Annotated in this window: 20 protein-coding genes; 16 read left to right on the top strand and 4 right to left on the bottom strand. The window is 43.8% G+C overall.

Annotation, left to right across the window (positions count from 1 at the left end; genetic code table 11):
• The first annotated feature begins 20 nt into the window (after positions 1–20).
• The 3 genes from ABD128_RS07915 to ABD128_RS07905 all read left to right on the top strand — a co-directional run bounded on the left by ABD128_RS07915 (position 21) and on the right by ABD128_RS07905 (position 1,950).
• Positions 21–239, top strand: a complete 219-nt coding sequence (locus ABD128_RS07915; RefSeq protein ID WP_343988935.1) for a hypothetical protein — start codon at positions 21–23, stop codon at positions 237–239.
• Between the two features lie 83 nt (positions 240–322).
• Positions 323–1,207: an AraC family transcriptional regulator gene (locus tag ABD128_RS07910; RefSeq protein ID WP_343988933.1), complete on the top strand. Its 885-nt coding sequence runs from the start codon at positions 323–325 to the stop codon at positions 1,205–1,207.
• 65 nt (positions 1,208–1,272) lie between these two features.
• Positions 1,273–1,950, top strand: a complete 678-nt coding sequence (locus ABD128_RS07905) for a type 1 glutamine amidotransferase domain-containing protein (protein ID WP_343988931.1) — start codon at positions 1,273–1,275, stop codon at positions 1,948–1,950.
• Positions 1,951–2,026: 76 nt separating this feature from the next.
• On the opposite strand, the gene ABD128_RS07900 is transcribed toward ABD128_RS07905, so the two are convergent.
• Both ABD128_RS07900 and ABD128_RS07895 read right to left on the bottom strand, forming a co-directional pair.
• A complete protein-coding gene (locus ABD128_RS07900; RefSeq protein WP_343988929.1) occupies positions 2,027–2,611 on the bottom strand; it encodes a DNA-3-methyladenine glycosylase I in 585 nt (194 codons plus the stop codon).
• 38 nt (positions 2,612–2,649) lie between these two features.
• Positions 2,650–3,453 (bottom strand): hypothetical protein, encoded by an 804-nt coding sequence (locus ABD128_RS07895; RefSeq protein WP_343988927.1) that lies wholly within the window; start codon positions 3,451–3,453, stop codon positions 2,650–2,652.
• 110 nt (positions 3,454–3,563) lie between these two features.
• On the opposite strand from ABD128_RS07895, the gene glyQ reads away from it, so the two are divergent.
• From glyQ to ABD128_RS07870, 5 genes are all read left to right on the top strand, one after another.
• Positions 3,564–4,502, top strand: coding sequence for a glycine--tRNA ligase subunit alpha (glyQ, locus tag ABD128_RS07890; RefSeq protein ID WP_343988925.1), 939 nt, complete (start codon positions 3,564–3,566; stop codon positions 4,500–4,502).
• On the top strand, positions 4,502–6,577 hold the full coding sequence (glyS, locus tag ABD128_RS07885) for a glycine--tRNA ligase subunit beta (RefSeq protein ID WP_343988923.1): 2,076 nt from the start codon (positions 4,502–4,504) through the stop codon (positions 6,575–6,577). Before glyQ ends, glyS begins: the two co-directional genes overlap by 1 nt.
• A gap of 8 nt (positions 6,578–6,585) precedes the next feature.
• Positions 6,586–7,128 carry a D-glycero-beta-D-manno-heptose 1,7-bisphosphate 7-phosphatase gene (gene gmhB / locus ABD128_RS07880; protein WP_343988921.1) on the top strand — a complete coding sequence of 181 codons (543 nt, stop codon included), beginning with the start codon at positions 6,586–6,588 and terminating at the stop codon, positions 7,126–7,128.
• On the top strand, positions 7,125–7,892 hold the full coding sequence (locus tag ABD128_RS07875) for a sugar nucleotide-binding protein (protein WP_343988919.1): 768 nt from the start codon (positions 7,125–7,127) through the stop codon (positions 7,890–7,892). The genes gmhB and ABD128_RS07875 overlap by 4 nt, the downstream gene beginning before the upstream one ends.
• A 99-nt stretch (positions 7,893–7,991) precedes the next feature.
• Positions 7,992–8,726 carry a DUF481 domain-containing protein gene (locus ABD128_RS07870; protein WP_343988917.1) on the top strand — a complete coding sequence of 245 codons (735 nt, stop codon included), beginning with the start codon at positions 7,992–7,994 and terminating at the stop codon, positions 8,724–8,726.
• 72 nt (positions 8,727–8,798) lie between these two features.
• On the opposite strand, the gene ABD128_RS07865 is transcribed toward ABD128_RS07870, so the two are convergent.
• Positions 8,799–9,329 carry a gamma carbonic anhydrase family protein gene (locus ABD128_RS07865; RefSeq protein ID WP_343988915.1) on the bottom strand — a complete coding sequence of 177 codons (531 nt, stop codon included), beginning with the start codon at positions 9,327–9,329 and terminating at the stop codon, positions 8,799–8,801.
• Between the two features lie 152 nt (positions 9,330–9,481).
• On the opposite strand from ABD128_RS07865, the gene ABD128_RS07860 reads away from it, so the two are divergent.
• From ABD128_RS07860 to ABD128_RS07850, 3 genes are all read left to right on the top strand, one after another.
• Entirely contained in the window at positions 9,482–11,923 is a 2,442-nt protein-coding gene (locus ABD128_RS07860) for a bifunctional diguanylate cyclase/phosphodiesterase (protein WP_343988913.1), read from the top strand.
• A 117-nt stretch (positions 11,924–12,040) separates the two neighbouring features.
• Positions 12,041–12,931 carry an ATP-grasp domain-containing protein gene (locus tag ABD128_RS07855; RefSeq protein WP_343988911.1) on the top strand — a complete coding sequence of 297 codons (891 nt, stop codon included), beginning with the start codon at positions 12,041–12,043 and terminating at the stop codon, positions 12,929–12,931.
• Positions 12,932–12,983: 52 nt separating this feature from the next.
• A complete protein-coding gene (locus tag ABD128_RS07850; RefSeq protein WP_343988909.1) occupies positions 12,984–13,982 on the top strand; it encodes a TraB/GumN family protein in 999 nt (332 codons plus the stop codon).
• Positions 13,983–14,059: 77 nt separating this feature from the next.
• Here ABD128_RS07850 and gorA read toward each other — a convergent pair whose 3' ends face one another.
• A complete protein-coding gene (gene gorA / locus ABD128_RS07845; RefSeq protein WP_343988907.1) occupies positions 14,060–15,439 on the bottom strand; it encodes a glutathione-disulfide reductase in 1,380 nt (459 codons plus the stop codon).
• A 95-nt stretch (positions 15,440–15,534) separates the two neighbouring features.
• Between gorA and ABD128_RS07840 the strand changes: the two genes are divergently transcribed.
• Genes ABD128_RS07840 through ABD128_RS07820 form a run of 5 tightly spaced genes read left to right on the top strand, consistent with a single transcriptional unit; the run spans position 15,535 to position 21,387 of the window.
• Positions 15,535–16,605, top strand: a complete 1,071-nt coding sequence (locus ABD128_RS07840) for a CDP-glycerol glycerophosphotransferase family protein (RefSeq protein ID WP_343988905.1) — start codon at positions 15,535–15,537, stop codon at positions 16,603–16,605.
• 3 nt (positions 16,606–16,608) lie between these two features.
• Positions 16,609–17,016 (top strand): FAD synthase family protein, encoded by a 408-nt coding sequence (locus ABD128_RS07835; RefSeq protein WP_343988903.1) that lies wholly within the window; start codon positions 16,609–16,611, stop codon positions 17,014–17,016.
• A 15-nt stretch (positions 17,017–17,031) separates the two neighbouring features.
• On the top strand, positions 17,032–17,787 hold the full coding sequence (locus ABD128_RS07830) for a glycosyltransferase family 2 protein (RefSeq protein WP_343988901.1): 756 nt from the start codon (positions 17,032–17,034) through the stop codon (positions 17,785–17,787).
• A gap of 9 nt (positions 17,788–17,796) precedes the next feature.
• Positions 17,797–19,842, top strand: coding sequence for an oligopeptidase A (gene prlC / locus ABD128_RS07825; protein ID WP_343988899.1), 2,046 nt, complete (start codon positions 17,797–17,799; stop codon positions 19,840–19,842).
• Positions 19,843–21,387, top strand: coding sequence for an FGGY-family carbohydrate kinase (locus ABD128_RS07820; RefSeq protein ID WP_343988897.1), 1,545 nt, complete (start codon positions 19,843–19,845; stop codon positions 21,385–21,387). It begins immediately after the preceding gene.
• Positions 21,388–21,522: the final 135 nt, after the last annotated feature.

The raw sequence follows: 21,522 nt of genomic DNA, 5'->3' as shown, positions 1-21,522 counted from the left end.
ACCGCAGAAGAACTTCTATCATGCCAAAGTTTCAGACACTCTCAAAATTCACTATCAGCTGCTACCTAATCGCTGTAGCTTTAATTGGCCTTATCTTAGCTAACGATTACTGGAGCTGGCTTGAACTCCCTGCCAAAATTCGCGTTGGGATACTCGTTGCAGCAGTCATCATCGGCGTCTCTGGCTCTTTATACAGCATCCTGAAACAACTCAAAGGCATGCTGAGTAAAAAGTCTTAGACAGCCAAAAGCGCAAGATTAAACAGGAGGTTTAGCGCCATGTTTTGCATACTGTCCCTCAATACTCAATAAGCGTTAAATTTATGAATGCAAAAACCATAAGCCAAAGATTAGAGAGTGCTTGCCGCTATATTGAGGACAATCTTGGTCGCCCTATTAAACTAGAGCAGCTAGCCCGCATAGCCCACAGCTCGCCCTACCATTTCCAGCGTCAATTCAAAGCTCAGTTTGGCTTAACGCCTGCACAATATGCCCATAATAAACGTTTCCGTCGCGCAATGTTACAGTTAGCGAATCGCCCCAAACTCAGTGTAACTGATATTGCCTTCGACGCTGGTTTTGAATTTGCCGAGTCATTCACTCATACCTTTAAAAAACGTTTTGGCATTACACCAACGCAGTTCCGCAATAATCCTGACTGGGAATTATGGAACGACTTTATCCAACAAGGAACGATTAACCCTATGCCACATACAATTCCTTCAAGTTTCAATGTCGAAATCGTAGAGTTCCCAAGAACCCAGGTTGCTGCGATAGAACATTTAGGCTCACCCAATAACATCATGGCAACCGTCGAAAAATTTATCGAATGGCGACGCGCTAACCATCTTCCCCCTTCTAAGAGCGCCACATACAATATTTTTTATAACGACCCACAAGCCACACCAGCCGACGAGTTTCATATGGACATTTGCTGCGCAATGACTCAGCCTATCGCTACTAACCCGCAGAATGTAGCGGCCAAAGTTATAGCTGCGAGCACCTGTGCCAAAGTTCGATTTACAGGATCTGAGCAAGGGCTTGGTCGCGCGTTAGACTACCTCTATGGCGAGTGGCTCAGCCAATCGGGCTATGACTTGGCCGAACAACCGCCGTTTTTTGAGCGCATTAATTTTTTCCCAGATTTACCAGAACATGAAGCTGTTACGGATATTTATTTACCCATCCAACAACCGATCAAGCAATAGACGGTTGAAATACGACACTTAAACGCCATATTTATAATTATCATGCACCAATTATTGGATATATCATGAAAATATTAATGGTTCTCACATCGCACGACCAACTCGGCGACACAGGCAACAAAACAGGTTTTTGGCTAGAAGAATTCAGCTCACCCTACTATGTGTTTAAAGATGCTGGCGCAGATATTACGCTAGCTTCGCCTAAAGGCGGTCAGCCCCCGCTCGACCCAACGAGTGATGCTGAAGACGCACAAACCGAATCTACCGATCGCTTTAAAAACGATAAGGAAGCCCAAGAGCACCTTGCTAACACAGAAGTTCTATCCAAGGTTAATCCTGACGATTACGACGCGGTTTTCTACCCGGGTGGGCATGGTCCTTTGTGGGATTTAGCTGAAGATAGCGACTCGAAGGCGATCATTGAGCACCTTTATAGTGCAAGTAAACCTGTTGGCGCGGTTTGTCATGCCCCAGCAGTGTTTAAGAATACTAAAGCAAAAGATGGCAACTCTTTAGTTTCGGGTAAGAAAGTTACTGGTTTTAGTAATTCCGAAGAAGCTGCTGTAGAACTCACCGAGGTAGTTCCATTCTTGGTTGAAGACATGCTGCAACAAAACGGAGGCCACTATAGCAAAGGCAACGACTGGGAATCGTTTATTCAAATAGACGGCAACCTTATAACCGGTCAAAACCCGGCATCTTCTGCGGATACAGCCAAAGCGATATTAGCGCAGTTAAAATAATTTTAGTCCCCTGCTAACTAAAAAAGCCACTGGGTATCACCTCAGTGGCTTTTTTATATTTCCAACAACCTATCAATTACTGGTTAAGAAAACACTCTTGCACATGGTCATCCACCATCCCAGTAGCCTGCATATAGGCATAACAGATGGTGCTGCCGACAAACTTGAAGCCGTCTTTTTTCAGTTGTTTTGCCATGGCGTCGGATTCTGGTGTGGTTACGGGGACTTCTTTCAGGCTTTTCCAATAATTCATAATCGGTTTACCGCCGACAAACTGCCACACATAATCTTTAAAGCTTTGGGCTTTAGTGATTTCTAAGTAACGCTGTGCGTTGACGATAAAAGCATTCACTTTCAGCTTGTTTCGAATGATTCCAGCGTCGTTTAACAGCTGTTCGCGCTTTTTATCGTCATATTGCGCGATTTTATTCGGTTCAAAGTTATCGAAAACTTGTCGATAATGTTCACGCTTTTTCAGTACGGTGATCCAACTCAAACCCGCCTGCGCCCCTTCAAGGCAGAGCATTTCAAAGAGTTTTTGATCATCATACTGGGGACGCCCCCATTCGGTATCGTGATATTCGATGTATAGTGGGTCATCGCTGACCCAGCCACATCTTTTTTTCGCCAAGTATTGTTTTGCCGAGCTTAGTTTAGGCATTACTATTCCCAATGATTTTTATTGTTGTATTTTATCGATCAATCTTTTGTTTTGGCTGAATAACTACTGTTCCATTTCGTGCCGAAATAGCCAGCAACTAGTAGTAAAATTAGCGCAAAGAAGGCCGAAACATAAACCAAGAGGTTAGGATTTCCTGCGGCGTTTTTGACCATTATTGCGATATAAGCCCAGACTCCAACCATCGGATAGACAAAAACTGCAGGTTCTAAGCCTCTCTTTACTGACTTCAAGCTCAGCACTAACGCAAACAATACCAAGCTCAAAGCAGCTTGCATGACACTGAAGTTTGGATCACTCAGCCAGCCCTCACCTGTTTTAGAGAGCCAACCAAGATGCACTAACCAGGCAGACTCATTGGCGACTAAGGCGACACTGATCCAACCGAAGTATAAGGCTAAAGTTATATTGGCGCTGACCGGTCTTGGGCTTTTGTTTAGCACTGACAGTAACAAACTAATAAAAATGCCCGCCATCACCACTAAAGACCATCCAATCTGTAAATACGACCAAACCACCAACCAAGCAACTGTTAGCACGATAGCGATGGTCAACCAGCAATTCATCGACCAGCCATTTTCCGCTTTTAGTTCTGCATTTTCTGAGAAAGCCAGTCTAATATCTTTTATCGCTATCACCACCAACATGACAAAAATGATGCCCCAAATAGAGAAAGCATAAGGCGCTGGTGTGAAAGCTGTCGATAAGCCCTGGCTGACAGTGGCTTGAGTCTCACCATTAATTCCAACGATACTGCTGTAATAACTAATAAAAATCATTGCTGCGACTAATATTAGGTTAGTTATTGCGCGAATCTTCAACATTTATGCATTCTCCTGAATTTGTTGGCTTTCTAGGTTAGAAAATAACCCAAATTGCCGTATAATCCGACCATTAATTGATATTCTTCATTCACTTTAGCGAAGGCATACCTGTGACTCAAGCTAACGAAAGTACAAAAACATTCCAGGGACTGATTTTAACCCTGCAAAATTATTGGGCCGAACAAGGCTGTGTTATCCAGCAACCGCTTGATCTCGAAGTTGGTGCTGGTACCTTCCACCCTGCGACATTCCTACGCGCGATTGGTCCAGAGCCTTGGAGCGCAGCTTATGTGCAACCTTGTCGCCGCCCGACGGATGGCCGCTATGGTGAAAACCCAAACCGTCTTCAGCACTACTACCAGTATCAGGTCGTGATCAAACCATCACCGCTCGATATTCAAGAAATGTACCTTGGTTCATTAAAGAAAATTGGTATCGATCCGCTAGAACATGATATCCGCTTCGTCGAAGACAACTGGGAATCACCAACGCTTGGCGCATGGGGTCTTGGTTGGGAAGTTTGGCTAAACGGCATGGAAGTGACGCAGTTTACTTACTTCCAACAAGCTGGCGGTATCGAGTGTAAGCCTGTCATGGGTGAGATTACTTATGGTCTAGAGCGTATCGCCATGTACCTACAAGAAGTCGATAGCATTTATGACTTAGTGTGGACTGATGGGCCATTGGGCAAAGTTTATTATCGCGATGTGTTCCACCAAAACGAAGTTGAGCAGTCGAAATACAACTTTGAGCATGCCAACGTCGATAAATTATTCGAGTTGTTTGATTACTACGAGTCGGAATCCAATAACCTAATTAAAAACAATCTGCCGTTGCCAGCCTATGAGATGGTTTTAAAAGCGTCGCATACGTTTAACTTGTTGGATGCACGTGGTGCTATTTCAGTCACCGAGCGCCAGCGCTTCATCCTGCGCGTGCGCACCATCGCCCGAGCTGTCGCAGAAACCTATTATGCCGCACGTGAAGATTTAGGCTTCCCGATGCTAAACAATGATTCAACACACAACGCGTCACAGGAGGAGAAATAATGTCGTCCTCTAACTTACACTTTGCTGATTTATTATTCGAGCTTGGTACCGAAGAGCTTCCTCCTGTCAGCTTAAAAACATTACGTGATGCGCTTAAAAATAACGTTTCCGAAGCCCTTAAAGCACAAGACTTTAGCTTCGAATCGGTGGAAGCATTCGCTACACCTCGCCGTTTAGCATTAATCGTTCGCCACTTGAGCGCTGCCCAGCCAGACAAAAACGTCGAGCGTTTAGGGCCAGCAGTTGCCGCTGCTTTTGACGCTGATGGCAATGCAAAGCCGGCAGCAGTCGGTTTTGCTAAATCCTGCGGAACCGAGGTTGATCAACTGGAAAGAATCCAAACTGACAAAGGTGAGCGCTTAGGTTTTACTGTGTCGCAAAAAGGCCAACCTTTGAGCGAGCTTATCGAGCAAATTTTAAATAGCTCATTGAAAAAGTTGCCAATCCCAAAGCCAATGCGCTGGGGCGATAGCTCGGCACAATTTATTCGTCCGGTTCATTGGGCAGTGTTACTGCATGGCTCGTCTGTCTTAGATGCCACTATCCTAGATACGAAGACTAGTAACATGAGTCGTGGCCACCGCTTTATGGCTGAAGGCGAAGTGTCGTTACATGATGCTGACGACTACGTTAATAAGCTCAAAGCTGAGCATGTGATTGTGAGCTTCGAAGAGCGCCAAGCCATGATCGAGCAACAAGCTAAAGAAGCTGCCGAGAAACTTGGCGGCGTAGCACAGATCGATCAGGACCTTCTTGACGAAGTAACGGGCTTAGTAGAATGGCCAGTGGCATTAACCGGTGAGTTTGATACTGAATTCCTAAAGGTGCCAGCGGAGTGCTTAGTCTCTTCGATGGCTGAGCACCAAAAATATTTCCACGTGCTCGATAAAGAAGGCAACTTAATGCCTAACTTTATCACTATTAGTAATATCGAGAGCTCGAATCCTCGTGTGGTGATTGAGGGTAACGAAAAAGTGATTCGCCCTCGCCTCGCCGACGCCATGTTCTTTTATGACAAAGATCAGCAGACCACGCTAGCGAGCCATCAAGAGCGACTGAAGAAAGTTGTTTTCCAAAACCAATTAGGTTCCGTCCAAGAGAAAGCCGAGCGAGTGGCTGAGCTTGCTAAAAGTATCGCACCAACGATTGGTGCCGATCCTGAATTAGCGCATCGCGCTGGCTTATTGTCGAAATGTGACCTGACCACGCAGATGGTAGGTGAGTTCGATAAACTACAAGGCATCATGGGCACTTATTACGCGCGTCACGATGGCGAAGACGAAAGCGTCGCCATCGCCATGACCGAGCAGTATTTGCCAAAATATTCAGGCGACAGCTTGGCGCAAAACCCAGTAGGACAGGCACTCGCAATCGCCGATCGCGTCGACACGCTTGTTGGTATTTTCGGTATTGGTCAAGCGCCGAAGGGTGCGAAAGATCCTTTTGCGCTACGTCGTGCTTCGATTGGCCTCATTCGCACCATTGTCGAGAATCAACTGAATTTAGATTTAGAGCAGCTAATCGAGCAATCATTAAAGCAGTTCGATGGCAAGCTTACCAACGACTTAGTAGCGGAAGAGTTACTTAACTTTATCTTTGACCGCTTCCGCGCCTGGTATCTCGACCAGAACGTTAGCGCCAATACGGTGAACTCAGTGATGGCAGTTCGTCCGACCAAGCCACTCGATTTTGATCAGCGCATTAAAGCCGTACAGCATTTCCAAACGTTACCTGAGTCGGAAAGCTTGTCGGCCGCTAATAAGCGTGTGAAAAACATTTTGGCTAAAGCCGACGTCGAAGTGCCAGCTCAAGTTAACGATAGTTTGCTGCAAGAAGATGCCGAAAAAGCATTGGCCGAAACTATTGCTACAGTCGAAGCAGAGCTGGCAACCATTGAAAACTATCAAGAGCGCTTAACTCGCTTAGCGGCACTACGCGATGATGTGGATGCGTTCTTCGATAAAGTGATGGTTAACGCTGACGATGTCGCGGTTAAAGCTAATCGTTTAGCTTTATTGAAAAAGCTTGAAACAATGTTCGGCTCTGTTGCCGATATTTCATTACTGCAAAACTAGTTGTGGCAATGATTGATTGGGCTAATAAAAAAGTCATTATCCTGGATCGTGATGGCGTCATTAATCACGATTCAGACGCTTATGTTAAGTCCGCCGATGAATGGCTGCCTATCGCTGGTAGTTTGGCGGCCATTGCTGCGTTAAACTCGCGCTTTAGAGTGGCTATAGCAACCAACCAATCAGGGATTGGACGTGGCTTTTATGACGAAAGCGTGCTCGATGACATGCACCAAAAGATGGCGGCCTTGCTTGATGAGCAAGGTGGACATATCGATCACATTGAGTTTTGCCCGCACCACCCCGACGACGGTTGCGATTGTCGCAAACCTAAGCCAACCATGCTTAAGCGCATCGCAGAAACATTTAGTGCGACTACTGATGAAGTCGTATTTATTGGTGATTCTAAGTCTGATTTTGAGTGTGCAGAGAACTTTGGCTGTGACTTTATTTTAGTATTAACAGGCAAAGGCCTGAAAACTCTAGACAAGTTAGCGGGCAAAGATCTTGTCGTTGCACATAGTATGGCAAAAATTGTTGAGGAAATCGCGTGAACACTTTAATTGTAGGTAGTGGCAAGCTTGGCCGTCGTTTTTACGAATATCTCGTTAGCGAAGGCGAAAAACCTTATACGCTGTCGCGTACAGAAAAGTCGTGGGCCGATAACCATATCGTCTGTGACCTTTTGAAGGTCAGCAACACGCTTCCCGAGCTTCCGAAGCTGGATAATGTCTACATCATGCTAGCGCCCGACGAAAGAACCGAACAGGCTTACCGTCAGACTTATATGCACGCTGTTTCGCGTTTGCTTCAAGAGTTACATAAGCAACACACTGAGTTCCACTGCACCTTTTTATCATCTACCTCGGTTTATGAAGGCAATTTAGAAACGGTCATCGATGAGTCAGTTAAAGCCAAGCCACTTAATTTTAGTGGTAAAACTATGCTTGATGCCGAAAAAAACGTGAAGAATCTTCATGAAAATACCTCAATTGTTCGCGCCTCTGGCCTTTATTCAAAAGATCGCACTAAACTTCTAGAGAGTTTGCTCGATAAAGATAAATACCATGACCCAAAGTGGCTAAACTTAATCCATGAGGATGACTTGTGCTATTGGCTCCACCTTGCCAACCAACGCGAAGTCAGTTTATCGATTGCTTCGGATGGCACCGCCTTTACACGCCAACAACTTCAAGACCATATAGCAGGCAAAGAACCGTCGCAACAAGAACCATTAAAGCAATATCATTCGGTGCTGTTAAAACGCCTGAGTCTTCAATATCCCAGCATCTTCGACTGGTTTGATAAAACCGAATAAATATCCGTTTTTTTTATCTCTAAGGGGTGATCCAAAAACATGTTCTGGTACAATTTATGCCGCTAACTCCCCCATAAAATATAGACTTGCGAGACATTGATGATGACATTAAAAAGAAACTTATTCGCTTTAGGGCTTTTTGCGCTTTCTCCAGCAGCCTTCTCAAGCGGTCTTCTTTCCAGCGCACCAGAGGAAGGCTACGAAGGCAATATTGATTTAGGCTACATCAGCACATCAGGAAACACAGAAACTGAGAGTCTTAACGGCCAGTTCGACTGGGTTGCACGAGCTTCTGAAAACTGGGCGACAGGTATTCAAATTACTGGTGTTACAAATTCAAGCCGTGACCAACGTGATGCTGAGCAATACACTTTCGCTTGGAACAATCGATACGATATTAGCGAAAATAGCTTCTTTTACGGCATTTTAGACTACAGTAACGACTATTTCGGTGCTTATGACTACCAAGCCGGCGCCTACCTTGGTTATGGTCATCAAGTATTCAAAAGCGAAGACGGTCACCTATCTTTAGGTTTCGGTTTTGGTTATCGTATTAATGCAGTATTTATTGGACGAGACGAGAAAGAAAACGTCTTACGTGGTGACTTAGATTTTGCACACCAACTAACGGACACAGCCCGCTTTACTCAAGTTATCAGTGCGGTTTGGGGCCAAGAAGTTAACACTTATGTTTCTAAGTCTGCAATTTCGACTAAAATCTCTGAGAACTTAGCGATGAAGCTTTCATACGTCGTCAACTATAACTCGGTTGTTCCAGCTGGAGCAGTAAAAACTGACCGCACAACAACCGTTGGTATCAGCTATAGCTTCTAAATAGAAGTTCTGCATTAAGACATAAAAAAGCCGGCGAGAGCCGGCTTATTCAATTCTATAAGCTAACTGTGATCATTCTTCCATATGCTCGTTCTTTAAACGCACATAGTTATCAGCTGAATACTTGAAGAACTTAATTTCTTCGTCAGTGAGCTTACGAATCTTGCGCGCCGGTGAGCCTACCCACAAAAAACCACCCGTCAATACTCTGCCCGGAGGCACTACACTGTTGGCTCCAATAATTGCATTTTCACACACGGTTGCTCCGTCCATAACTACCGCGCCCATACCAATAAGACAGTTACTCTCAATAGTGCAGCCATGTAAAATCGCTTTGTGTCCAACAGTGACATTATCACCTAGGATGAGATCATGGCCCTCTGGATCATAAGGCCCTGCATGGGTGACATGACAAACAGTACCATCTTGGATGCTAGTGCGGTTACCTACACGAATCGAATGGACATCACCACGCAATACGGCCATTGGCCAAATAGAGCTGTCTTCGCCAATCTCCACGTCACCGACCACTAAAGCGGTTTCATCAACAAAAGCATTGTCCGCTACCTTCGGTGTTTTTTTCTGAAAAGTTCGTATTGTCATAAGTCACATTGTCTTTAAGCTTGCCCTATTTTAGCGAGAAAGTACGCGATCGCAAAATAAAAGTCCGTCTATATTATTTGACAAAGCCCCACCACTAGTTATTCTATGATATGGCATGCCTAATTTTAAAATAAACTACCGGGGTTGGAACATTGGAGCAAAGGACTAAGTTACTGGATAAGCAACTACTTGAACGCTTATTCTCAAACGATTATGCAGCTCTATTGATCTGCAACAAACGATTCGTAATAAAAACTATATCGCTCGACCCAGCTGTAACTTCCGACTCATTGCTCGGTGAATCATTACAGGATTTACTACCAGAGCCGATCCTCGAGGGCACTGAATCACAAGCCATCACCACATTAACTAAATTGGGTATCGATAAAAGGGTTTTATTATCTTCACACCCAATGGAGAAAGGGAAATCATTCCTAGATAGGATTATCACAATCCAAATACTACCGGAGCTTGACCTGAGCTCCGGCCAAGTCAACGAAATCGTTGACGATTATAAAGATACTGTTATCAAAAATGCCTCTATCTTCCTATATGTTCTTAACTTAAAAACAAAGATATTTTCTGAAGGTCTTCAAAATTACGCACGACTATTGGGTTATACCGTTAGCGAAATTAAATCTATGCCGGATGGGGTTTATAGTTTTATTCACCCAGAAGATATTCCCGTAGTCGAAGAACAAGAGCGAAAACTGCTTGAAAGTGCTGATAGAACAGTTGTTCCTGTTGAATTTAGACTGCAACATAAGAATGGCGACTGGTTTTGGATTCAGGTTCATAGCACTATCTATTCTAGGGATGAAGATGGCGAGCCCCTCATCGAAATTGGCTCTATCCATAAGATGGATAAGGATCGTGAAGCTGAGCAAGCCCTAGAGCAAAAAGACAAGTATTATCGCACCCTAGTAGAAAACAGTTATGATTGCATCCTAATGCACGATAAAGATGGTTTCGTGACTTATATCTCTCCTTCAGTCACTCGAGTTACGGGCTATACCGAAGAGGATTTACTGGGGAAGAGCCTTGAAGGCTTCATCTATGAAGACGACCGTGAAGATGCGAGCTATAATTTGCGCTATGTCGCTGAGAATCCGGGCGCCTCTTCCGTGGTAGAGCGACGAATTCGCCATAAAAATGGTGATATTTTATGGATTGAAAGTCGACTTGCTAATCATTTAGACGATCCAGATATTCAAGGCGTCACCATCAACTTCCACGTCATCACGGGACGCAAGGAAGCAGAAGAAGAAATTCATCGCCTCGCCAATTACGACACACTAACGGGGCTAGCTAACCGTCATTTGCTACAAACGTGTTTGTCTAGAGATATAGAGAGCTGCGCCTCTAAAAACTCTAAACTGGCCTTAATGTACGTCGATCTAGATCGCTTCAAACAAATTAATGACACTTTGGGCCATTCGACCGGTGATCACCTCTTGCAGTCGGTCTCAGCTTTCATGAAAAAATGTTTGCGTACCGGCGACACATTGGCGCGAGTTGGCGGTGATGAATTCGCTATTGTTTTGCCAAATATTGACTCACCACAAGCCCAAGCTATTGCAGAACGCTTGTTACGATACCTAAAAAATCCGATTAAGGCTGGTCCACATAGAGTACAAACGGGTGCTAGCATCGGAATTAGCATGTATCCGGATCACAGCGAAAATGCAGAAGATTTATTCCGCTTCGCTGACATGGCGATGTATTCTGCAAAGTCCGATCGAAATCGATTCCAATTTTTTAGACGAAAATTTAGCCAGCAAGAAACTAAGCGCCGCTTGGTCGAGAAAAAACTTAAAGTTGCGATTGCAGAGCGACACTTACACTTATTTTTCCAGCCTCGAGTCGACATGAATAGTGGGAAAATTCATAGTGTTGAAGCCCTATGTCGTTGGGATGACCCTGAAACGGGCAGTATTCCCCCGAATATATTCATCCCTATTGCCGAGGAAACGGGCCTTATACATGAACTCAGTCAGCTAGTCATGCAGATGGTTTGCCAGCAGCTGGTCGATTGGCACAACACTGGCATTGATGTACCAATTGCATTGAACTTGTCAGTAAAAGACCTGAAATACTTTGATTTAGTGCAAAATCTTGGCGTTATCATCAATCAATACGGCGTTTCTGGCAAAATGCTTGAAATTGAAGTAACCGAAAGTGCTGCCATGACAGATGTTGTTAACTCTGTCAAAGTGCTGAATCAATTACAGGAGTTTGGTATTAAAGTCTCTATCGATGACTTTGGTAAGGGCTATTCATCGTTGGCCTACCTGAGTCAATTACCAGTAGACAACCTCAAGATTGATAAGTATTTCGTGTCACGTCTGAGCCCTAACTTCAAAGACCACATGATCAACCACAATATCATTAAAACCATCGTCTCATTAGCTCAGAGTTTAAACCTTAAAACCGTTGCAGAAGGTATTGAAACGCCTAATCAATACAACATCTTAAAGGCCTTGGGATGTCAGATGGGGCAAGGAATGTTTTTTTATCACCCGATGCCAGCTGATCAATTAGCCAAACTACTACAGCGTGAAGCAAGGTTAGCTAAGAATACCGTAAATCAGTAACGCATGATGATTCACACAAGCAGAAATAGGTTAAAGACAACCGCTTTGACCTATAGTAAGCTAATCCGATTATTTTCAATAAGTCACTAGAACAAAGATAATTACTGAGAATTTTCGATGAATATTGCCATTGCTAGTTGTCAAAACTTACCTGACTGGGAAAAAGACGACATACCATTTTTTCAAGAGCTTGCAGCCCTGAACGTCAATTATGAAGTCCTTCCTTGGGACAGCGACACTGATTGGAGTCGATTCGATGCCTGCCTCTTAAGAACCACTTGGGACTATCAAGAACGCATTGAAGAATTCATGGCTTGGATTAACCAAGTCAGCACTCAGACTATGCTTTTAAACTCTAAGTCCATTGTAGTTTGGAATAGCCACAAGCGGTATCTTCAAGAATTACAAGAGGCTGGGGTGACCATCGCTCCATCCGAGTGGCTGCTTCAAGGCGGCACTTATGATGTTGAACAGTTAATGGAGCAGCATGGCTGGAAACAAGGTTTTATTAAACCCTTAATCGGTGCCAACGCCCGCGAGTGCCTTCCTTTTGATAATGATGAAGAAGGAATACGTAAAGCACAGCAACATATCGATCGCTTAACTCCCAAAGAAGATCTAGTTTTACAACCATACCTCAGCAATGTGGAGTCTTTTGGAGAAACCTCAGGTATATTCTTTGCTGGTCAATACAGCCATGGAACACGTAAAGTTCCTGTTGAAGGTGATTTTAGAGTCCAAGATGACTATGGCGCCAGTGATTTTATCTACCAGTTATCGCAAGATGAGCTAAGACTTGCTAAAGAAGCGATTACTTACGTTGCTGATAAATTCGAGATGCCGTTATACGCCAGGGTCGATTTTTTGCACCATAAATATGGGGCTGTTTTTGTCAACGAACTAGAGCTTATCGAACCCTCGTTATTTTTTAGACATGGTGGCCCTGAAAGTTGTCAGCTTTTTGCGAAGGCTCTCGTTAACCATATAAATACCAATACCCACCCATAAGGTGGGAGTTCACAACTTATAAATAACTTACATTAATACTACGGAGAGAATAATGAACAAATACTTAGGAATATTGTTTGCCACTTTAGTGGGGCTAGCTGGCTGTGGCGAAGAGTCAGCCAAGTCTAAGGCACATGAGCAACCCAAGCAGGCTATCGAACAAATCAAGTCCAGTACTGTAGCTAAATCACAGCCAAAGGAAACTTTAGAAACTTCCAAACAGGCAGGGAAAGATTATACCCCTGCACTCTGGAAGGTTGAACACGGCGACAGTACTTCGTACTTATTTGGATCGATCCATATGGGGGACGCTAGTATGTTCCCGCTTCCTGATGTGGTTAACCAAGCATTTGAATCGACCGATGCACTTGCGGTAGAAATTGATATGGGTAACATCAATCAATTAGAAATGGCACAGACTCTACAACAACTCGCGATTGATCCCAACACGACTCTTGAAAGCATGTTAAAAAAAGATACCTGGGAAAAATACAATGAGTTTTGTGAGGAAACAAAAACCCCTTGCGGCATGTTCAACACCTTTGAGCCTTGGTTAGCGGCGGTATCCCTCGAGTCTCTCAATATGAAAAAGTCGGGATACACTGAAAAATATGGCATTGATATGTACTTCCTTGGCCAAGCACGCGATAAAAAAGAAATAATTGCCCTAGAAACCGTTAACTCACAACTGAGTATGCTCGATAGTATGCCCCTTTATATCCAAGATGCCTTTTTATTATCGATCGTTACCCGAGAAGGGGATGGTATTGAAGAATTGGTACAAGCTTGGAAGACTGGTAACGTTGAAGAGTACATCGAAAACAGTTTTGAGGAAGCAGACACGGTTGGTCTCAGCAGTGAAGAATATGAGCAACTTTTAGATCTATTGCTCTATAAGAGAAATAAAAGCATGGCTGAAGGTCTAGCGAAACAATTCGAGCAAGGTAAGAATGTTTTTGCGGTAGTGGGTGCAGCTCACTATGGTGGCGATAAAAGCATTAATCATTACTTACAAGAGCTCGGCTATAAGGTTGAGCGTGTGACCTATTAAGCCATTTCTAGTGAGTTAATCTAAAAAGCCCAACTATCTTGTGTTGGGCTTTTTTGTTATTCACACCTCTTACAAGTCTAGCGCATGGTTACGAACTCTTCCGCGGATGTAGGATGAATAGCCACCGTATCATCCAGATCTGCCTTCGTAGCGCCCATCTTTAAAGCAACCGCAAAGCCTTGTAGGATCTCGTCCACACCAAAACCAATGCCGTGTATACCAACCACTCGCTCTTCAGGGCCGGCGCAAACTAGCTTCATTTTGGTCGGTTCACGATGCTGTGTTAATGCAGAATACATAGCGGTAAATGTCGAGTTATACACCTTTATGTTTTCCTCGCCATAGGTTTCGCTCGCTTCTGACTCCGTCATGCCCACTGTGCCAATAGGCGGGTGACTGAAGACCACCGTTGGTACATTGGTGTAGTCTAAGAATTCGTTCTCTTTGTTATTGAACAAACGCTCAGCGAGGCGACGACCAGCTTGAATGGCGACTGGCGTTAAGGCTAAGCGCCCAGTGTTATCACCAATCGCATAAATACCTTTGGCAGTCGTATTTTGGTATTTATCCGTTTTAATAAAGCCATCGTCGTTGGTTGTTACATTGGTATGCTCTAGACCAAGCCCTTTAGTGGCTGGCGCACGTCCAATGGCCCAAACAATGGTATCAACAGGCCCTATCGTTTCACCATTTTCCAAGTGCAACAACAATTCCCCTGAGTCCAATTTTTCCACCGACTTAGGCACACTGTGCGTATGTAGCTGAGGCCCTGAATCGCGCATAATATCAACCAAGGTATCACTTAAAATGTCATCAAAGTCTCTTAAAGGCTTATGCTTTCGAACGACCAAATCAGTTTTAGTGCCTAATGCCTGAAAGACGCCCGCAATTTCCACTGCAATATATCCGCCACCAACCACAGCGGCTCTTTTCGGTTGCTCCTGTAACTCAAAGAAGCCATCGGAATCAATACCATACTCCGCGCCTGGGATTTCTGGAATTATGGGGTAGCCACCTGTGGCAATCACAATATGATCAGCGGTATAGCGCTCACCATTGACCTCAACCGTATTCTTATCGACAAATTTTGCATAACCTTCAATGACATCCACCTTATTATTACCCAAGTTGCGCTCATAACTTTGGTGAATTCGAGAAATGTAAGCTTCTCGGCTTTCGACTAATTTACTCCATTTAAAGTCAACTTCAGTTGCGTTAAAGCCATAATCTGGTGCATATTTGAAAGCTTCAGCAATTTGCGCGCCATACCACATGGCCTTCTTAGGTACACATCCGACATTGACACAGGTTCCGCCCAAGGCTTTGCTTTCAATAATGGCACTTTTCGCGCCATGCATAGAAGCGCGGTTAGCTGAGGCAATACCGCCACTTCCTCCACCAATCGCAAGAAAGTTGTAATGATTGTCTGCGCGCTTATCTGTCTGTCTATCAGTCATAGTCTTTTCATCTAATTTCTGGTTATAATGATTCGATTATAAACATATCGATCACTTATTTATAATCCACTCATCGAGAATTTGAAGTATTACTTGTGAAAATATTTTTCGACGTTGCATACCTGTATTATCTCCCCCACTTCGAGCCCGTCATTAAAGCGCTATTAGATAACGCTGGAGAGGAGAAAATTGAATTAAAAGTTATTTTCACGATAACACCACCGCAATCTATCTTAGAGTCTCTTCACCGTATCAATGTTACAACTGAGATTATTGACTCAGAACAAAGGCTATCCTTTTATCAGCAACAAAAACCTGACTGGGTGATTTTTGGCCACGCTGCCGAAATTGCAGAGCAACTCAACGGCTTTACGAAAACAGCTCTAATTTTGCATGGGCTCGGACCAAAGTCTACCTACTATAATGCTTCCAGTGCCCCCATCCAGTATCGCTTTGTTGAGTCTGAAGCGCGACAAACAACGTTGCAAGAACTCTACCCTGATAAGACTTTTATTACCACGGGTTACACCAAGCTGGATCCGGCAGTGAATGATGATTCTATTAAAATAGACTTGTCTGAATTAGGGCTTGACCCAAATAAGCCAACTCTGCTGTATTCGCCGACGTTCTACCCCAGCACAATAGAAAATTTCCCAAAAGATTGGCCACACGATTTCAAGCACTACAATATATTGTTAAAGCCCCACTATTTATCGCTAATTAAGTCCGCTTATAAAAAGCAAAGAGCGTTGCTACAACATTGGGCAACATTTCCAAATGTCTATTTGGCAAAAGAAAGTGAGCAAAACCTTGTACCATTTATGGCTACAGCTGATTTGATGATCAGCGAAACCTCGTCTGCGCTATTTGAGTTTATAGCCTTAGATAAGCCTGTTATTATTTGTCACTTCCTAAAATTACGCTGGGGATATCGTGGCCTACTCAAATTTAGGCTCAACAAGCGACTATCCGACGACTACCAACTATTTCAATCAATGGGCACTAATATAGACCATTATCGCGAGTTGCAGGATGCGGTAGAATCTAATATTAACGACCGATCGCTTCACCAAGTTGCTCGCAAACGAATCACCGAAGAAGTCGTCGGCACTATCGACGGTAAAAGTTCGCAGCGGGTAGCACAGTTTTTATTAAGCTCAGGATAAATTATGCGCGTCATCACTTTTGGTACATTCGATGTTTTTCATGTAGGTCATGTCAACATCCTTGAGCGTGCTCGCTCTTTTGGCACAGAGCTTTATGTTGGCGTTTCTTCAGATCAGCTTAATTACTCCAAGAAAAATCGCTACCCTATTTATTCCGAAGAAGACCGCAGACACATTATCAGTGCTTTAGCTTGTGTGGATTATGTTTTTTCCGAAGAGTCATTAGAGCTTAAAGCCGAATACATCAAAAAGTATAAGGCCGATATTTTAGTGATGGGGGACGACTGGCAGGGTAAGTTTGATGATTTATCCAATTTGTGCCAAGTTAAATACTTACCTCGGACACCGTCCGTTTCTACCACTGAAATTATCGAAGTGGTTAGACATTCACATCCCAAGCAACCTACTTAACGTCTAAGAAGTATTATGAGCAAAATTCCGGTTAGTGTATTTATTGTCGCGCAAGATGAAGAGCATCATATCGGTCGTGTGCTAGATAGCTGCCAAGAGTTTGACGAAATCATCGTGGTGGATAGTGGTAGCACCGATCAAACCAAGTCCATCGCCCAATCAAAAGGCGCTAAGGTTATTCATCATGACTGGCCTGGTTACGCCAAGCAAAAGCAGTATGCGAAAGATCTATGCCGGCACGAGTGGGTGCTTAACTTAGACGCTGATGAAGAGTTAACGCCTAATTTCATTGATGAAGTTAAACAGTTTATTAACAGTGAGCATGATTATGTTGCGTTGAAATGTCGTCGCAACGACTTGTTTATTGGTAAATTCTTCTCGAAATTGACTCGTCTACCGACTAATACGCGCTTATTTAAAAAGTCTTGTGTGAAATACCTTATTCATAATTTAGTCCACGAAGGTCCCGATATTCTCGGAAAAATTAAGCACACCTCTGCGGCTTTTAACCACTATGGTTACGCAGATATTGCACAACTTACTGATAAATATAATAAATACTCTTCGTTAAAGGCAAAAGAAAAGTTCCTTAAAGGGCGTAAGGCTTCTGCTTTAAAGCTAATACTGATTTACCCACTAGAGTTTATTCGCAACTACCTCGTCTATCGCTATTGCTTCTCAGGACTGCGGGGCTTTATTTTTTCACATCTAGCCGCATATTATGCTTTATCAAAAGAAGCAAAATTGTACGAACTCAATAAATCGTCTTAGCAGGTAATTATGACTAATCCTTTATTCAATGTAACAGGCCTACCTCCATTTAAGAAAATTCAACCATCACAAATGGTTGAAGCCATCGAAACCATAATCAACGATAGTCGCCAAGCGATTAACGAGCTAACAGAAAGCGTAACAGAAGAAGCCATTACTTGGGATAACTTCGTCAAGCCTTTAGAAGATATCAATGATCGGCTCGATCGCGCCTGGTCACCCATCAGCCACATCAATTCTGTCGCAAACTCGGACGAAGTGCGTGATGCTTATAATGCCTGTTTACCACTTCTATCTGATTACGGTACTGAAATGGGGCAACACAAGGGCCTTTATAATGCGGTTAAGGCTCTCGATGCAAAAGCTGAGACGCTTGGCCTTGATAAAGTCCAACGCAAGATTCTTAAAGATGACTTGCGCGACTTTAAATTGTCTGGTGTCGCACTAAGCCCAGAAAAGCAAAAGCGCTATGGTGAGATTCAAAAGCGCTTATCGGAACTCACCTCCAAATTCGAACAAAACCTGCTCGATGCCACTATGGCATGGCACAAAGATTTTGAGTCAGCAGAGGCTCTCGACGGCTTACCAGAGTCGGCTATCGCTGCCGCTAGGCAAGCAGCAGAAGCCAGTGATATAGAAGGTTATCGAATTTCTTTAGACTTTCCGTCTTACTTGCCAGTAATGATGCACGCCAACGATCGCGAACTTCGCAAAGAAGTCTATACCGCCTTTTCGACCCGCGCTTCCGATAAAGGCCCAAATGCGGGCGAATTCGACAACAGCGCCATTATGCCAGAGATACTGGCGCTCCGTCACGAGCTAGCCCAGTTGCTCGACTTTGAACATTATGGCGAACTATCGCTTGCCACTAAAATGGCAAAGTCCACTTCTGAAGTTATGGCTTTCCTTAGCGAACTTGCGGCTAAATCGAAACCACAGGCTGAAAAGGATTTGCAAGAACTCACCGACTACGCCAAAGAAAAGCATGGTGTAGACAAACTCGAAGCATGGGATTTGGCTTACTACAGTGAAAAGCTGAAAAGTGAGCGTTACAGCATTTCTCAAGAAGAATTACGCCCTTGGTTCCCAGAAGACCAAGTGATCAAAGGCATGTTCGAAATTACAGGCACATTATTTAACATCAAATTCCAAGAGCGTGACGACGTCGAAACCTGGCATGAGGACGTACGCTTTTATGATATCTATGATCTTGCAGACAACTATATCGCAAGTTTCTACCTTGATTTATACGCTCGTCGTAATAAACGTGGCGGCGCTTGGATGGCCGACTGCATTGGCCGTCGCGAAACCAAACAGGGTATTCAAAAGCCTGTTGCATTTCTAACCTGCAACTTTAATGGCCCTGTGGGCGATACGCCGGCATTATTTACTCATGACGAAGTAACAACCTTGTTCCATGAGTTTGGTCATGGGTTGCACCACATGCTGACTCAAATTAATCATGCGTCGGTTGCTGGAATTTCTGGAGTCCCTTGGGATGCTGTTGAATTGCCAAGTCAGTTCTTGGAAAACTTTTGCTGGGAAGAAGAAGGTTTAGCAAAAATCGCTAAACACTACGAAAGTGGCGAGCCGTTGCCAAAAGAAAAGTTAGAGCGCTTACTTGCGGCTAAAAACTTCCAGTCAGCGATGCAAATGGTGCGGCAACTTGAGTTCTCAATGTTCGACTTCAAGATTCACAGTGAATTTGATCCAAATAACCCCGATCAGATCCAACAACAACTAGACCAAGTTCGAGCAGAAGTCTCCGTTATTACACCGCCCGAGTTTAATCGCTTCCAACACAGTTTTGGACATATTTTTGCGGGTGGCTATGCTGCAGGGTATTACAGTTATAAATGGGCCGAAGTGTTATCAGCCGATGCTTTCTCACGCTTTGAAGAAGAAGGGATTTTTAACCCCAAAACGGGGCAAGACTTTTTAGAGCACATCCTACAAAAAGGTGGTTCAGCAGAACCCGATGAATTATTCAAAGCATTCCGTGGTCGCGAACCTTCTCCAGATGCACTATTGCGCCATTCTGGTATAGGACAGTAATTGAACGAGCCGACGATATTAACCATCGATAATGGTACGCAGAGCTTGCGTGCCATTATTTTTGACCTACGCGGAAATATCCTTAGCAAATGCCAAATCCCCATCACCGATTACATTTCACAGCATCCGGGCTGGTATGAGCAACACCCCCAGTATTTTTGGGATATCTTATGCATGGCTTGTCAAAAATTAAAAGCTGACAGCCCAGAGTCTTTTCAACGAATAAAAGCTATGTCACTGACCACACTTAGAAACACTGTGGTTAATTTAGATGAGCATGGAGAGCCTTTAAGACCTGCCATAATTTGGAGTGACCAACGAGAACTCGAGCAGACTAAACCACTTAAAGGCTATTGGAACTATCTCTTTAAGATTTCAGGTTTAACACCCACTTTAAAAAACTTTCAGTCTAGTTGCCAAGCAGCTTGGATAGCTCATCATCAGCCTGATATTTGGGAAAAAACCTCTAAATATTTATTACTCTCTGGCTATCTAAATTATCGACTTACTGGTACTTATAAGGACTCAACAGCGTCTCAAGTAAGCTATATCCCATTTGATTATAAACGCCATCAGTGGGCAAAACCTTCTGACTGGAAGTGGCAAGTCGCTCCACTAGAGCCTCACCAACTGCCTGATCTTGTTAAACCAGGAGAGTTGGTCGGTAAACTCAACCCAGAGGCTTCCACGCAAACCGGACTTCCAGAAGGGCTTCCAGTTATCGCCGCTGGCGCCGATAAAGCCTCAGAAGTACTAGGCTCAGGTTGCCTTCATCAACACCAAGCTTGCTTAAGTTACGGCACAACAGCAACGGTCAACGTCACCAGTGAAAAATACCTAGAGCCTATTCGCTTTATACCGCCCTATCCATCCTCTGTTTCAGGGAGTTATACACTCGAATTTCAAGTTCATCGCGGCTATTGGATGGTTAACTGGTTCAAACAAGAGTTTGCGCACGCTGAACAACAGCTTTCTAAAGAGCTTGGTGTTTCTGCAGAGCAACTATTGGAAGAAAGCATAAAAGATATACCCCCTGGCTCTGATGGTTTAATACTACAACCCTACTGGTCTCCCGGCGTAAAAACCCCAGGTCCAGAAGCTCGTGGTGCTATTATTGGTTTTAAAGATACTCACACCAAAGCTCATGTCTACCGCGCTATTTTAGAAGGAATTGCTTATAGTCTACGCGAAGGTATGGAGGCGATTCAGAAGAAAACCAAGCAGCCGATTACCGAACTTCTAGTATCAGGCGGCGGCTCACAAAGCGACACCAGCATGCAGCTAACTGCTGATATCTTTAACTTGCCAGCAACACGTCCACACACCTATGAAACCTCAGCCCTAGGTGCCGCCATAAACGCTGCAGTGGGTATTGGTATTTATACAAGTTATCATGAAGCAATTAAATCTATGTGCCGTCATGGAAAGGTATTCCTACCGAACCCTGAAAACTCAGAAATTTATCAAAATCTTCAGCAGGATGTTTACAAGAAAGTCTATAACCGATTGAAACCGCTTTATAAGAGTTTGCATTCTTTTAATTAACAACTACTTAAATCTCTAATCGTTCATAAAGTACCCAATATTTAAATAACCCCTTAGTCCATAGGATTAGTTTTCTATTCGAATATTTCTATTACAATTAGTTAACTCCATTTATTTCATCACGTGTTTTTCCCT

Origin of the sequence: Kangiella japonica (genome assembly GCF_039523535.1) — a bacterium.
Lineage (GTDB): Bacteria > Pseudomonadota > Gammaproteobacteria > Enterobacterales > Kangiellaceae > Kangiella > Kangiella japonica.
This window is presented reverse-complemented; position numbering and strand designations above follow the sequence as displayed.

Excerpts from the sequence above, each read along its gene's own strand:
- ABD128_RS07850 (WP_343988909.1), top strand. The coding sequence starts at position 12,984 with ATGAACAAATACTTAGGAATATTGTTTGCCACTTTAGTGGGGCTAGCT.
- gmhB (WP_343988921.1), top strand. The coding sequence starts at position 6,586 with ATGATTGATTGGGCTAATAAAAAAGTCATTATCCTGGATCGTGATGGC.
- ABD128_RS07855 (WP_343988911.1), top strand. The coding sequence starts at position 12,041 with ATGAATATTGCCATTGCTAGTTGTCAAAACTTACCTGACTGGGAAAAA.
- ABD128_RS07905 (WP_343988931.1), top strand. The coding sequence starts at position 1,273 with ATGAAAATATTAATGGTTCTCACATCGCACGACCAACTCGGCGACACA.
- ABD128_RS07830 (WP_343988901.1), top strand. The coding sequence starts at position 17,032 with ATGAGCAAAATTCCGGTTAGTGTATTTATTGTCGCGCAAGATGAAGAG.
- glyS (WP_343988923.1), top strand. The coding sequence starts at position 4,502 with ATGTCGTCCTCTAACTTACACTTTGCTGATTTATTATTCGAGCTTGGT.
- ABD128_RS07865 (WP_343988915.1), bottom strand. The coding sequence starts at position 9,329 with ATGACAATACGAACTTTTCAGAAAAAAACACCGAAGGTAGCGGACAAT.
- ABD128_RS07835 (WP_343988903.1), top strand. The coding sequence starts at position 16,609 with ATGCGCGTCATCACTTTTGGTACATTCGATGTTTTTCATGTAGGTCAT.
- ABD128_RS07910 (WP_343988933.1), top strand. The coding sequence starts at position 323 with ATGAATGCAAAAACCATAAGCCAAAGATTAGAGAGTGCTTGCCGCTAT.
- ABD128_RS07915 (WP_343988935.1), top strand. The coding sequence starts at position 21 with ATGCCAAAGTTTCAGACACTCTCAAAATTCACTATCAGCTGCTACCTA.
- ABD128_RS07895 (WP_343988927.1), bottom strand. The coding sequence starts at position 3,453 with ATGTTGAAGATTCGCGCAATAACTAACCTAATATTAGTCGCAGCAATG.
- ABD128_RS07900 (WP_343988929.1), bottom strand. The coding sequence starts at position 2,611 with ATGCCTAAACTAAGCTCGGCAAAACAATACTTGGCGAAAAAAAGATGT.
- prlC (WP_343988899.1), top strand. The coding sequence starts at position 17,797 with ATGACTAATCCTTTATTCAATGTAACAGGCCTACCTCCATTTAAGAAA.
- gorA (WP_343988907.1), bottom strand. The coding sequence starts at position 15,439 with ATGACTGATAGACAGACAGATAAGCGCGCAGACAATCATTACAACTTT.
- ABD128_RS07870 (WP_343988917.1), top strand. The coding sequence starts at position 7,992 with ATGATGACATTAAAAAGAAACTTATTCGCTTTAGGGCTTTTTGCGCTT.